The 14,443-nt window shown below is 61.3% G+C and carries 8 protein-coding genes; 3 read left to right on the top strand and 5 right to left on the bottom strand.

The annotated features are described in order from the left end of the window. Window positions 1-80: 80 nt before the first annotated feature. The 3 genes from LQ249_RS02660 to LQ249_RS02650 form a co-directional block, all read right to left on the bottom strand. Window positions 81-1,433, bottom strand: coding sequence for a DUF3999 domain-containing protein (locus LQ249_RS02660; RefSeq protein WP_057003779.1), 1,353 nt, complete (start codon window positions 1,431-1,433; stop codon window positions 81-83). After that, on the bottom strand, window positions 1,433-4,972 hold the full coding sequence (locus tag LQ249_RS02655) for a DUF2339 domain-containing protein (protein WP_232566173.1): 3,540 nt from the start codon (window positions 4,970-4,972) through the stop codon (window positions 1,433-1,435). Before LQ249_RS02655 ends, LQ249_RS02660 begins: the two co-directional genes overlap by 1 nt. 159 nt (window positions 4,973-5,131) lie before the next feature. Beyond that, window positions 5,132-7,582: a glycogen/starch/alpha-glucan phosphorylase gene (locus LQ249_RS02650; RefSeq protein ID WP_079442664.1), complete on the bottom strand. Its 2,451-nt coding sequence runs from the start codon at window positions 7,580-7,582 to the stop codon at window positions 5,132-5,134. A gap of 236 nt (window positions 7,583-7,818) precedes the next feature. Here LQ249_RS02650 and LQ249_RS02645 point away from each other — a divergent pair, with 236 nt between their 5' ends. After that, window positions 7,819-8,253, top strand: coding sequence for a YkgJ family cysteine cluster protein (locus tag LQ249_RS02645; RefSeq protein WP_017849920.1), 435 nt, complete (start codon window positions 7,819-7,821; stop codon window positions 8,251-8,253). Between the two features lie 142 nt (window positions 8,254-8,395). On the opposite strand, the gene typA is transcribed toward LQ249_RS02645, so the two are convergent. Further along, a complete protein-coding gene (gene typA, locus LQ249_RS02640; protein WP_017849921.1) occupies window positions 8,396-10,216 on the bottom strand; it encodes a translational GTPase TypA in 1,821 nt (606 codons plus the stop codon). Between the two features lie 139 nt (window positions 10,217-10,355). After that, window positions 10,356-11,810, bottom strand: a complete 1,455-nt coding sequence (gene thiI, locus LQ249_RS02635; protein ID WP_046384997.1) for a tRNA uracil 4-sulfurtransferase ThiI — start codon at window positions 11,808-11,810, stop codon at window positions 10,356-10,358. 334 nt (window positions 11,811-12,144) lie between these two features. Between thiI and glnA the strand changes: the two genes are divergently transcribed. Together glnA and LQ249_RS02625 are read left to right on the top strand one after the other, a co-directional pair. Beyond that, on the top strand, window positions 12,145-13,551 hold the full coding sequence (glnA, locus tag LQ249_RS02630) for a glutamate--ammonia ligase (protein ID WP_017849923.1): 1,407 nt from the start codon (window positions 12,145-12,147) through the stop codon (window positions 13,549-13,551). A gap of 145 nt (window positions 13,552-13,696) precedes the next feature. Next, a complete protein-coding gene (locus LQ249_RS02625) occupies window positions 13,697-14,233 on the top strand; it encodes a chorismate mutase (protein ID WP_057003611.1) in 537 nt (178 codons plus the stop codon). Window positions 14,234-14,443: the final 210 nt, after the last annotated feature.

The following is a 14,443-nucleotide window of genomic DNA, read 5'->3' as shown; positions in this document are numbered from 1 at the left end:
AACCCGCGCAGTTTAACGCGAGTCGGGGCGTATTTCCTCCTATCAGAGGATTTAAACCCAATAGAGTTCATGGACGTTATTTAACGTGCTGCTGCAGGCTTGCGCAGCAAACTGTAAGCCATGGCCCCCAGCGCCGCCACACCGAGCAGCAATACGGCCCAGAGTCCGAGTTTTTTCCAGTTCGGTTCGGTGTCGACAGCGGCCACGAGCGCTGGCGACGTGACCCTGACGTCCCCCGCCACCGTGGCCTGCCCCAAGGTGTTGAGGCGCTCGGCGCTGTAGTCGGGGATCAGGGTCGACAGCGGCAGGTTCGCCGCCTTGGCCGAGGCATTCCCCAGCGCCAGGGTGAACGGCGGCTCGCCCCGCGCCAGGAACACCAACTGAGTGGCGCGCACGGCAACCCGCAGGGTCGGCGCGGCGGTGCCCAGGCCGCCGCCGCGCTCATCCACCTGCAACTTGAGTTCGGCGACCGCCTGGCCCGGCAACTGCAATTGATCCTGCACCACGTCCTGGCCGTTCTGGGTCAGGCGGTACAGCAAACCATTGCTCAACGGCTGCCAGGCTTGCTTGCTGTCGCGTCGCCCCGACAAGGTCACGGGCGCCAGCGTATTGGGTTGTGTCAATTCCACGCGCAGGCGCTCGACGTTCAGCCCCGCCGGCAACTGCCAGGTGTATTCCCCCGCCTGCAGCCGCGTGCCGGAGAGCGGCTGCGACCACACCCATGGCGTCGGCAGGCTGCTGCGGGTGGCGCTGACCAATTTGGCCGAGGTCAACAGCGGCGCCGCCTGGCCCTGCCACAACAGGCGCAGGTAACGCGCCGTTTGCCCCGGCAGGTTGACGTCGTGCTGCTCGACGCGCTCGTCGGCAAACGACAAGCGCGCCACTTGCCCGTCGCCCCAGGGCGTCCAGTGCTGCAAGTCATCGCTGGCTTCGATGCTGAATCGCTGGAAACCTTCTTGCTCGTGGCTCCAGTCGAGGCTCAGTTGCTGCAACGGCGCCTTGATCGCACTGGCGTCGAGCACCCAGCCGCGCAGCACCTGCTGGCCGGTCGTGGTTGCCGTGGAGGGACGCACCTCCAGCAAGGTGCCTTCGGCGCTGGACTTCATCACCACCGCTGGCAAGGTTTCGCGGGTGTCGGCGGCGTACAGCGGGAACCACTTCACATCGGCAACGTTACGGTTCTCGGTGTGTTGCGCAGATTGGCGCGACAGCGCGTAGGCCTGGGGCTCACCGGCGGCGTTGAATACGCGCAGGTCGCTGAGGTCGGCCTGGCGCGCACTCAGTTGCACGGCCAGCGGCAATTCGAGGCGATACCATGGGCCGTTGCCGCTGACACTCAGCGGCACCTGGGCGGAGAAGTCGGCGGGCGTTTCCTGGGCCCATACCGACAATGTCGCACACACGCCCACTACCGCCACGCTCAACTTACCGATCAAGAGGATGCTCCTTCAGTTTCCAACACAGGTTCGGCGCGCTTGGGCGGCAGCGGTGCGAAGTAACCCACCACCAGCAACAACCCGCCCACGCCAATGAACGACACGATCCGCGCCAGGCCGCCACGGTTGCTCAGCTCGACAAAAAACAACTTGGCCACCACCACGGCAATCAACGCCGCGCCGATCAGCCAAACCTCGCGACGATGGCGCAGGTGACCGCCGATCATCAGGCCGAGGGCGATCAGGGTCCAGACGATCGACAAACCGGCTTGCACCAGCATCGACTCCAGCAACGCGTCCAGGTGAAACGGCACGCCGCCCCAATGGTGGGCGGTACGCATCACCAGCGCCGTGAAGAACGCAAACAGCGAAGCCCCCGCCACCCCTTGGGCGATCCATTCGGCACGCGGCCCGCGCTGCGGCGCCACACTGCGCGACCACAGATACACGCCAAGCAGGGCAAACAGCAGGCCCAGGTCCAGCGGGTTGATCAGCGGCACATAGGGCAACGGCTTGGCCGTACCGTCACTGAACGTATTGGCCAGCCAGAACCAGCCGAGCATCAGCACCGCCAACGGCAGCGCCGCCAGCACGCGGTACTCCTTGCCATAGGCCGACACCGGCCATGGCCAACTGCGCGGCGCAGCCGCCAGCACCAGGTAGAGGCTCGGCAGGATCGCCCAGCCCAGCCAGCGCCAGGCGTTGTATTCGCTCGACAGCAACAACAGGCCGTAGCGCAGCTCCAGCGCCAGGACGCCGATCAACATCCAGCTACCCAACACATGGGCAACGCTCAGTACTTTGGCCGGAGCCACCGCCGCCAAGCGCCGCAACGAGATGAAATGCACCGCGAACACCACCAGCCAGGCCAGCCAGCCGAACTGCGCCGCCGGGTGATAGTAGCTATGGGCAGACACCAGCAACACCGCTGCCGCCGCCGGCATCAGCAAGGTGCAGAGCATCGCCAGCGAGGCCCAGCGCAGGCGCGCCGCGAACAGCGTCCAGAGCGCCACGCTCGCCGCGGCGATACCCAGCAGGAACGCGCCCTGCAACTCTTGCGGGATAAACCGCAGCACTTCGCCGATCAGCGCCAACGCCCACCAGGCCGCGCCCCATACCAGCAACAGGTCGGACAGGCGTTGCAGTTTCAGCACAGCAAACACCGGCGCATGAGGTTCGCGCTGCAAGCGCCAGGCGCCGACCAGAGCGGCCAGGCCCAACACCATCGGCGTCCAGAAGCCGCTGTGCGCCAACGGACGCAAACCTTCATTGGTCAACGGCCCGAGCAGTTCCGGCACTGCCAGCAGGAACGACGCGCCGCCGATCAGTTGCAGCAGCAAACCGAACACAAAACTGACGCGCTGTTGCAGGTACAGGCTCAACCAGATGATCAGCAGACCACTCGCCGCCCACACCCCGCTGGCGCTTTCCCAAGGCAGCACAAACAGCACGGCCAGGTTGATCAACACCAGGCCGGCCAGCAGCACCACCGACAACCCGCGCAACAGACGCGCGTCGCTGCGCACCATGTCGTCACGGGCCGCCAGCAGCATGCCGCCGATCAACGCCAGCCCGATCAGCGAGGCCGTCAGCAAACCGCCCCAACCCGCGCTGAATACCGCCGCGCCATCACCGCCTTGCAGGCGCAACAGGAACAACGCGCCACCCAGCAGTTGCACGGCGAACGCGGTGAACAGAAAGGTCCGTGAACCGATGCGCAGGCCCACGTACAGCGTCGCCAGGCCGGCGAGCGCCCAACTGATGGCGGTGCCTTGGATCAGCAACAGCAGCGGTGCGAGCAGGTACACAAAGGTCAGCCCAAGACTGGCCAACACCGGCAAGCCCTTGCGCTCCCAAGCCGCGGCCTGTTCGGTGGAGGCGTTGCGCAACTGCGCGAAGCTGAACAACAACGCGGCACCCAGCAACAGCGCGCCCAATGGCGCACCGTCCAGCATTGTGTGTGCGCCGACGCGCAGTTCACTGAGGAACGCCAGCGCCGAGCCCAGTTGCAACAACAGGCCGAACGCCCGCGCCAACGGCCGTTGCTGGCGCAGGCCGAGCCAGAAGATCCCGGCGCCTTCCACGGCCCAGGCCGCTGCGGTCCAGCGCGCGTCGAGGCCCAGGGGAATCGCCAGGCTGGCGAAGATCACGCCCAGGGCCAGACAGGTTTCCGCCAGCAGCAAGGCACGCCCGCCACTGAGCAGTCGGGCCAGGCCCATGTAGATGATGCCCAGGCCCAGGGCGCTGAACGCAGCAGCAAACTCCAGGTGTTGTACCAGTGCGAACTGCAAGCCAAAGCCCACCAGCGGCGGACCGAACAGCAGGCTGCCGTCGACATAATCGCCCTTGGCCGCCGACCAGCGCAGCAGCGCGCCCCGGCTGTCGTCCTCGGGCGCATCGTTCATCTCCAGCAATTTGCGCCGGGTGAACAGCAGGCCGATGGCCAGGTACATCAGGAAAAACACGATCAGGAACGGCTCGGTGCTCCACAGCAGCTGCGGCGCATACGAACGCAGGCCCCAGGCGAAGCCGATGCCGAAGGTGCCGACAAAGCCGATCAGGTTGAGCAGGCGCCAGGCCTTGAACCAGGCGATGGCGAGGATGCCGGCATTGAGCAGGGCGAAGTAGCTGAACAGCGCCACATGACTGCCGGCGCCGGTGGAGGTCAGGATCGGCGCGGCAAACCCGCCCAGCGCCGCTGCGCAGGCCAGGCCCAACGCATCCTGGGTGATCGCCAGAATCGCCGAAAACAGCGTGACCGCCACCAGCAGGCCCAGCGCCGCGCCCGGGTCGATCAACGGGTGCAGGCGCATTGCGGCAAACACCGTCAGGTACAGCACCGCAATCCCGGTGCCTTGCAGCATCAAGCCGTAATTGCTGTTGCGCAGCCGCAACCACCAGCCCAGGCCCAGCAGGCCCAAGGCGGCGGCGGCAACCCCGGCATAACGCAGTTCGATCGGCACCACCATGCCTTCGGTGGCATAACGCAGCAAAAAGGCCAGGCCGAGGAACAGCAGCACCACACCGACGCGTAACACGGTATTGCCGCCGAACAGCCAATTGCGCGCGCCGCGGATGGCGCGCTCGATCAGGTTCGGGCCTCGGGGGATAACCGGTTCAGGTGCAGGCGGTTTCTCGGCAGGCGTCCACACATCCGCCGGTAACGCCTGGCTTGGTTCGGCGGCAATGGCGACGGGGGTCGGCGCCAGTTCGGCGGGCAACTCCCAGACAAGTTCGGGTGCCTCGGCTGGCGGAGCAGATTCGGCAACGGGGGATTCGACCAACACACTGTGTGCGAGCGGCGCGGGTTCAGGCGCAGGTTTTTCCAGTTGCGCCAGGCGTTGTTCCAGCGCGGTGAGCGCTTTCTGCGCGGTCTCCAACTGACGGCCTTGTTCATCCGTGCGCGAAGCCAGCATCGACAGGCGAATCGCCTGGCCAATGCCCAACCCCAGCAGCGCGCCGATGCCCGCGTCGCCGAACGACTCATCGAGCGTCCAGCCGAGCGCCAGCCCAATCAGCATGAAAATCCATTGCATGGTCGATATTCCCTAAGCAAACCGGGACCTAGTATATCGACGCGAGACCAATGTGGGAGGGGGGCTTGCCCCCGATAGCGGTGTGCCAGTCGCCATATCTGCAAATTGACAGTCCGCTATCGGGGGCAAGCCCCCTCCCACATTTTGGTTTTGGGGTGTTTAGTCGAGCGCTTTCCAGATCTCGGTGGCGTATTCGCGGATGGTGCGGTCCGAAGAGAACCAGCCCATCCGCGCGGTATTGAGCACCGCCGAACGCCACCATTCCTTGGAATCATGCCAATGCGCGTCGACCCGGGTCTGCGCCTCCCAGTAGGCATCGAAGTCGGCACACACCAGGAAGCGGTCGTACTCGATCAGCCCATCGATCAAGCCCACATAACGGCCCGGATCGTCCGGCGAGAACACCCCGCCGCGAATCGCTTGCAACACATCGCTCAAACGATGGGACGCGGCGATGTCCGGCCCGGCGTGGAATTCACCGGCGTGCTTGCGGGCCTCCACCTGCTGGGCGCTGAGGCCGAAGATAAACATGTGCTCGCCGCCCACGCGCTCGTGCATCTCGACGTTGGCGCCGTCCATGGTGCCGATGGACAGCGCGCCGTTAAGGCCGAATTTCATGTTGCTGGTGCCCGATGCTTCAAAGCCGGCGGTGGAAATCTGCTCCGACAAGTCCGCCGCCGGGATGATGCTTTCCGCCAGGCTGACGTTGTAGTTGGGCAGGAACACCACCTTGAGCAAGCCGCGCACGGTGGGGTCGTTGTTGACGGTACGGGCGATGTCGTTGGTCAGCTTGATGATCAGCTTGGCCTGGTGATAGCTCGCCGCCGCCTTGCCGGCGAAGATCTTCACTCGCGGCACCCAGTCGGTCTCGGGCTCGGCACGGATCGCCTGGTACAGCGCCACGGTGTGCAGCAGGTTGAGTAACTGGCGCTTGTACTCGTGGATGCGCTTGACCTGCACGTCGAACATCGCCGCCGGGTTGACCGCAATACCCAGACGCTCATGGATGATCTCGGCCAGCGCGCGCTTGCTGTGCAGGCGTTGTTCGGCGAAGGCCTTGCGGAAGGCCTGCTTCTCGGCGAACGGTTCGAGTTCGATCAGGCGCTGTTCGGGCTTGTCGAGGATGTCCGCGCCCAGCGCGTCGACGAGCATGCCGGTGAGTTGGGGGTTGGCCTGGTACAGCCAGCGGCGGAAGGTGATGCCGTTGGTTTTGTTGTTGATGCGCTCCGGGTACAGCTTGTGCAGTTCGGAGAACACCGTGCTGCGCATCAGTTGGGTGTGCAGGCCGGATACGCCGTTGACGCTATGGGAGCCGAGGAACGCCAGGTTACCCATCCGCACGCGGCGGCCGTTGTCTTCTTCGATCAGCGACACGGCGCGCAGCACGTCGAAATCGTGGATGCCCTTGGCGCGCAGCGAGTCGATGTGCTGCGCGTTGATCAGGTAGATGATCTGCATGTGCCGGGGCAGCATGCGCTCCATCAGGCCGACCGGCCAGGTTTCCAGGGCTTCGGGCAGCAGTGTGTGGTTGGTGTAAGACAGGGTTTCGACGGTGACGTCCCACGCCGCTTCCCAGGGAATATCGTGCAGGTCCACCAGTTGCCGCATCAACTCGGCGACCGCGATGGACGGGTGCGTGTCGTTGAGCTGAATGGCGGCATGTTCGCCCAGGCTCAGCACCGAGCCGTGCATGTTCTTGTGGCGGCGCAGCAGGTCTTGCAGCGAGGCCGAGACGAAGAAGTATTCCTGGCGCAGGCGCAGTTCCTGCCCCGCTTCGGTGCTGTCGGCCGGGTAAAGCACTCGGGAGATGCTTTCGGCGCGGGCCACTTCGGCGACGGCGCCCAAGTGGTCACCGGCGTTGAAGCGCTCCAGGTGCAGGTCTTCCACGGCACGCGCACGCCACAGCCGCAGGGTGTTGACGCTGGCGCCGCGCCAGCCGACCACCGGAGTGTCGTAGGCCACGGCCCGCACGGTTTCGCTGGGCGACCACACCTGAATCAGCTTGCCGCCGGCATCGGCGAGGGTTTCGACGCTGCCGCCGAAGCCGATCGAGTAGATCACTTCAGCCCGTTCGAACTCCCACGGGTTGCCGAAATCCAGCCAGCGCTCGGTCTGCTCCTGCTGCCAGCCATCGACAATCGCCTGGCGGAACAGCCCGTGCTCATAGCGGATGCCATAACCATGGCCGGCAATGCCCAGGGTCGACATGCTTTCCATAAAGCACGCCGCCAGGCGTCCCAGACCGCCGTTGCCGAGCGCTGCATCGGGCTCCAGCAGGCGGATGCGTTCCAGGTCGACACCCAACTCGGTGAGCGCTTCGCGAGCGATCTCCAGCAGGCCGAGGTTGCTCAGGCTGTCGAAGAGCAGGCGGCCGATGAGGAATTCCAGCGAGAGGTAATACACCCGCTTCTGGCCTTTGCGGTAGATTTGCCGCGTATGGTTCATCCAGTGATCGACCATCTGGTCGCGGGCGGCCAGGGCAATGGCTTCGAACCAGTCATGGTCGAAGGCGTGATCCGGGTCTTTGCCCACCGCGTAGGTGAGTTTGGTCAAGACAGCATCGCGAAATGCGGCTACCTCTGCTTCTCGTGCAAGCGGTTCCTGAGACATCGGTGTGACCTCGGGCGAGATTGAAGGAGTTGCTAGAGCCTAGTCGGTCTGACCGGCGGTCGACGCGCTGGTTCGGCAGTTTTTTAACTCATTCACCTTTGCATGAATTTAATGCAGGGGTCGTGCCCGATCACCGTTCGAGCCGCCTTCGAGCTGAAAACCCGAAAATATTGTTCAAAAAACCATCAATCCCGGTATGATCGCGCGCCCGGATACCGCCCCACCTTGGAACCCTGATGAAGCCTCAACTGATCGCCGCCGCGGAACTCGACCGTCTCGAGACCTGGCAGAAATATTCCGCCCACATGTGCGGAGGCTGCGTGTCCAGCTGCTGCACGCTGCCGGTCGAAGTGAAGATCAAAGACTTGATCCGCATTGGCATCGTCGATGAATTCGAGCGCGGCGACCCGCCGAAGAACATCGCCAAGCGTTTGCAGAAGGAAGGCATCGTCGAGCGCTACAACAGCAAATCCGAGATCTTCACCCTGCAGCGCATGAGCAACAACGACTGCCTGTACCTGGATCGTAAGACGCGCTTCTGCACTATTTATGACAAGCGCCCGGATACCTGCCGCAACCACCCGAAAATCGGCCCGCGGCCGGGGTATTGCGCGTACAAGCCCAAGGAAGTGGTGCGCGAGACCAATTTCAAGACGCTCGATAAGTTCTGATCCATGTTTTGCATGGGTTCTCAAGGGCCCTATCGGGGGCAAGCCCCCGATAGGGCCGGCACCTTCAGCACAAAACCTGCAGACATAAAAAAACGCCCCCGGCCTTTCGACCGGGGGCGTTTTTCATTCAGCCTGAGTTAACTCAGTTCTTGGCTTTCTTGGCAGCGCGGGTACGCTCGCCTTCGTCCAGGATCTTCTTACGCAGGCGGATCGACTTAGGCGTGACTTCGCACAGCTCGTCGTCCTGGATGAATTCCAGGGCCTGTTCCAGGGTGAAGCGAACAGGTGGAACCAGAGCGATGGTTTCGTCTTTACCCGAAGCACGCATGTTGTCGAGCTTCTTGCCTTTGGTTGGGTTGACGCCCATGTCGTTGTCACGGCTGTTCAGACCAACGATCTGACCGTTGTAGATCTCTTGACCGTGTTCAACGAACAGCTTGCCACGCGCCTGGAGGGTTTCCAGGGAGTAGGTCAGCGCCTTGCCGGTTTCAACCGAAACCAGAACACCGTTCTGACGGCCGGACATGTCGCCGGACTTCATGGTGTCGTAGCGATCGAAGATCGAGGTCAGGATGCCAGCACCGTTGGTCAGGGTCAGGAACTGGTTACGGAAACCGATCAGACCACGCGCAGGGATGTTGTATTCCAGACGCACACGGCCTTTGCCATCCGGCACCATGTTGGTCAGGTCGCCCTTACGCAGGCCCATCTCTTCCATGACCTTGCCCTGGGATTCTTCAGGGGTGTCGATGGTGACGTTTTCGAACGGTTCCTGCTTCACGCCGTCAACAGTACGGATGATCACTTCAGGACGACCAACGCCCATTTCGAAGCCTTCGCGACGCATGGTTTCGATCAGTACCGAGAGGTGCAGCTCACCACGGCCGGAAACCTTGAACTTGTCAGCCGAGTCGCCTTCTTCAACGCGCAGTGCCACGTTGTAGAGCAGCTCTTTGTCCAGACGCTCCTTGATGTTACGGGAGGTCACGAACTTGCCTTCTTTACCGCAGAAAGGCGAGTCGTTTACCTGGAAGGTCATGGAAACGGTTGGCTCGTCGACGGTCAGAGGCTTCATCGCCTCGACAGTGTCCGGCTGGCACAGGGTGTCGGAGATGAACAGCGAGTCCATACCGCTGACGCACACGATGTCGCCGGCGAACGCTTCTTCAACGTCGATGCGGTGCAGGCCGTGGTGACCCATCAGCTTCAGGATACGACCGTTGCGCTTCTTGCCGTCGGCGCCGATAGCGACAACCGGAGTGTTCGGCTTGACGCTACCACGAGCGATACGGCCAACACCGATAACACCCAGGAAGCTGTTGTAGTCCAGTGCCGAGATTTGCATCTGGAACGGACCGTCACGGTCAACCTTCGGTGGTGGAACGTGGTCAACGATGGCCTGGTACAGCGGGGTCATGTCTTCCGCCATGGCGGTGTGATCCAGACCGGCGATACCGTTCAGGGCCGAAGCGTAGATAACCTGGAAGTCCAGTTGTTCTTCGGTAGCACCCAGGTTGTCGAACAGATCGAAGATCTGGTCCAGAACCCAATCCGGACGCGCGCCTGGACGGTCAACCTTGTTGATGCACACGATCGGACGCAGGCCGGCTTCGAACGCCTTCTTGGTCACGAAACGGGTTTGCGGCATAGGGCCGTCTTGAGCGTCAACCAGCAGCAGAACGGAGTCGACCATCGACATTACGCGTTCTACTTCTCCGCCGAAGTCGGCGTGGCCCGGGGTATCCACGATGTTGATGTGGTAGCCGTTCCAGTTGATAGCGGTGTTTTTAGCCAGGATGGTAATACCGCGCTCTTTTTCCTGGTCGTTGGAGTCCATCACGCGCTCGTCGTTGAGCTCGTTGCGCTCCAGGGTGCCGGATTGACGCAAGAGTTTGTCTACCAGGGTGGTTTTACCATGGTCAACGTGAGCAATGATGGCGATGTTACGTAGATTTTCGATCACTTGTGTATCTCGATCAGAGGATTCGGTGTGCTGACAGGTCGTGGCAGCGATTAACAGTAGAGTCAGGCCTTGCCGTTACAGCTTGACGGCAGAGTCGGGGGGCCGGTGACGCAGGCCACAGGCAAACAGCCCCGGGCTCTTAGCTCGGTCGATAAACGCGCACATTGGCATGCCCCTCACTGAGCAAATGGTGGGCATGCAGGCGACTCATCACGCCTTTGTCGCAATACAGCAGGTACTGACGGCTGTTATCCAGTTCCTTGAAACGCGCGTTCAATGCATAGAACGGCAGCGTTTGTACGTCGATGCCAGCGATTTCCAGCGGCTCGTCTTCAGCGGCATCCGGGTGACGGATGTCGATGATGATCTGACCGGCCAGGGCTTCGCTGACTTCTTCGATCTGCACATCCTGGCCCAACTCGTCGATGACACGATCGATCGGGACCAGTTTGGCGTTCTCGAGCGCACGCTCCAGAACCGCCATATCAAACTGTTGTTCTTCATACTCCACGCGGTTGCGCTTGGCGTGGGTCTTGGGGTTCACCGAAATGACCCCGCAATATTCGGGCATGTGCTTGGCGAAGTCGGCAGTGCCGATCTGTTCCGCCAGGTCGATGATGTCCTGCTTATGGCTGGCGATCAGCGGGCGCAGCACCAGCTTCTCGGTCACGCAATCGATGAGCGACAGGTTCGGCAGCGTCTGGCTGGATACCTGGGAAATCGCTTCGCCGGTCACCAGCGCGTCGATCTGCAGCTGATCGGCAATTCGGGACGCTGCGCGCAACATCATACGCTTCAATACTACGCCCATATGACTGTTATCGACTTTGCCGAGAATTTCGCCCAGTACTTCCTCGAACGGCACGCTGACAAACAGCACGCGTTGGGAGCTGCCGTACTTCTTCCAGATATAGTGCGCGACTTCCATCACGCCCAATTCGTGGGCACGCCCGCCCAGGTTGAAGAAGCAGAAGTGGCTCATCAGGCCGCGGCGCATGATCTGGTAGGCCGCCACCGTGGAATCGAAACCGCCGGACATCAAGACCAGGGTCTGTTCCAGGGCGCCGAGCGGGTAGCCACCAATGCTATTGTGCTGGCTGTGGATCACAAACAACCGTTGGTCGCGAATTTCCATCCGCACTTCAATTTGCGGCGCCTTGAGGGAAATTCCGGCTGCGCCGCACTCGCGACGCAGCTTGCTGCCGACGTATTTTTCCACATCCATGGAGCTGAACGGGTGCTTGCCGGCACGCTTGCAGCGCACCGAAAAAATCTTGCCTTCAAGCTCGCTGCCGAAGTGCTGTTTGCACTTTTCGGTGATGTCGTCGAAGTCGCCCAGCGGGTACTCGTCGACCTGCAGGAAATGCGCGATGCCCGGCATGCAGCTCAGGCGCTCGGTCATATCCTTCAAGGCCTTGGCGTCGGTGACACGGGTTTCCAGCTCGAGATTGTCCCACACACCGTTCACCACCACAGCCGGGTCCAGATCGCGGAGCACGGCACGGATGTTCTTGGCCAACTGACGGATGAAACGCATCCGTACCGGTCGGCTTTTGATGGTGATCTCGGGGAAGACTTTAACGATTAATTTCATGGAAACAGCGCGCGCAGGGCCTGCCGAAAAAGGGGGGCGCGGATTATAGCGGAAATCGCTCAAGGTTTAACCAGTTAATATGCATCAACGGCGCAACGCACCAAAACAGGTCATTTATGCAAATGTGCGCCACATTGCAGTGCGTTATTTATTCCATTTCGGCGGTTTGCACTGTTATAGGGGCCATTTTGACGCAAAAAGGCCATGTTGGCGCACTGGCATGCAATTTGCTCTCTTGTGAGGCAGGTTGCCATGGCGGACTATCCGCGCCGGCATCACCCACATTCTAAGGGCTAACTCCACTACCCAGCCCGAAGCCACCCCGGAGGACACCATGTCGAAGTCGGTTCAACTCATCAAAGATCATGACGTTAAGTGGATTGATCTGCGCTTCACGGACACAAAAGGCACTCAGCACCACGTGACCATGCCGGCTCGCGACGCGCTGGATGACGCGTTCTTCGAAGAAGGCAAAATGTTCGACGGTTCCTCCATTGCCGGTTGGAAAGGCATCGAAGCTTCCGACATGATCCTGATGCCGGACGACAGCACTGCCGTGCTGGACCCGTTCACCGAAGACCCAACCCTGATCATCGTCTGCGACGTGATCGAGCCTTCGACCATGCAAGGCTACGACCGCGACCCACGTGCGATCGCCAAGCGTGCCGAGGAATACCTGAAGTCGACCGGTATCGGCGACACCGTATTCGTAGGCCCAGAGCCAGAATTCTTCATCTTTGATTCGGTCAAGTTCAAGTCCGACATCTCCGGTTCCATGTTCAAGATTTTCTCCGAACAAGGTTCGTGGATGTCCGACCAGGACGTAGAAGGCGGCAACAAAGGCCACCGTCCAGGTATCAAAGGTGGCTACTTCCCAGTTCCGCCATTCGACCACGACCACGAAATCCGTACCTCCATGTGCAACGCCATGGAAGAAATGGGCCTGGTCATCGAAGTACACCACCACGAAGTGGCGACTGCCGGCCAGAACGAAATCGGTGTGAAGTTCAACACCCTGGTTGCCAAGGCTGACGAAGTCCAGACCCTGAAGTACTGCGTACACAACGTGGCTGATGCCTACGGCCGTACCGCAACCTTCATGCCTAAGCCTCTGTACGGCGATAACGGTTCGGGTATGCACGTTCACCTGTCCATCGCTAAAGATGGCAAGAACACCTTCGCTGGCGAAGGTTATGCCGGCCTGTCCGACACCGCCCTGTACTTCATCGGCGGTATCATCAAGCACGGTAAGGCCCTGAACGGCTTCACCAACCCGTCGACCAACTCCTACAAGCGTCTGGTCCCAGGTTTCGAAGCACCGGTAATGCTGGCCTACTCGGCTCGTAACCGCTCCGCATCGATCCGTATTCCTTACGTGTCCAGCCCGCGCGCTCGCCGTATCGAAGCCCGCTTCCCGGACCCGGCAGCCAACCCGTACCTGGGCTTCGCTGCACTGCTGATGGCTGGCCTGGACGGCATCCAGAACAAGATCCACCCAGGCGACGCCGCCGACAAAAACTTGTACGACCTGCCGCCTGAAGAGGCCAAAGAGATCCCACAAGTGTGCGGCAGCCTGAAAGAAGCCCTGGAAGAGCTGGACAAGGGCCGTGCGTTCCTGACCAAAGGCGGCGTATTCAGCGACGACTTCATCGATGCCTACATCGAGCTGAAAAGCGAAGAAGAAATCAAAGTCCGCACCTTCGTACACCCACTGGAATACGAGCTGTACTACAGCTGCTGATCCGGTAGCGTCGCTTAACGTGGCGTGATCGAAAAAGACCTCCTTCGGGAGGTCTTTTTTTGCCCGGGGATTACACAGCTCCGCACCTGCAAACCCAATCAAAAAGGTGGGAGGGAGCTTGCTCCCTCCCACAAGGAGATCAGCATTGAACCGTCGACTTGTGTTCGCTCTGTTATTCGTCAGTGCCAGTGCGAGCGCTGCGCCGCCCAGCCTCGAACCTTTACTCAACAGCATCGCCGAGCGCCTGGCGATCGCCGATCAGGTCGCCCTGAGCAAGTGGGACAGCCACAAGCCCGTAGAAGACAAGAAGCGCGAGCAAGAGGTGATCGCCAGCGTCGTCGCCCAGGCCCCGAGCTACAAGCTGGAGCCTGCCGCCGCCGGGCAGTTCTTCTCGGCACAGATCGAAGCGAACAAACTGGTGCAGTACGCCCATCTTTCCGACTGGCAGTTCCAGGGCAAGGCCCCCGACGATCCGCGCCCGGACCTGGTCAAGCAGATTCGCCCGCAACTGGACCAACTGCAAAAACGCCTGCTGCAGCAATTGGCCGACTTCAGCCCGCAGCGCACCGACCCACAGTGCCCGCAATGGCTGGCCGAAGCCGTGCATGAGCCGCTCAATGAGCCGATGCAGCAGTTGGCGATGATCCGCGCGACCGCCGAGCTGTGTATCTACAAAAACTAAAACGGTAAACCCGATCCAAAAATGTGGGAGGAGGCAATCCCCCTCCCACATTTGATTTGTGTGAATTCGCGCTTCCTGAACAATCGTCACAAAATCGCACTATATTGGTGCGACAGCTTGCACCCTTCCCACCGACCCAGCCCATTTTGGTTCGAAACTTCCCGATGAAGCTGGCAGAACGCCACAGTTTCGAGCCTTAAACCCTTATTT

This window comes from Pseudomonas sp. 7-41, assembly GCF_021233075.1.
GTDB lineage: Bacteria > Pseudomonadota > Gammaproteobacteria > Pseudomonadales > Pseudomonadaceae > Aquipseudomonas > Aquipseudomonas veronii.
The sequence above is the reverse complement of the archived record's forward strand: the minus strand, read 5'-3'. Positions and strand labels throughout refer to the sequence as shown.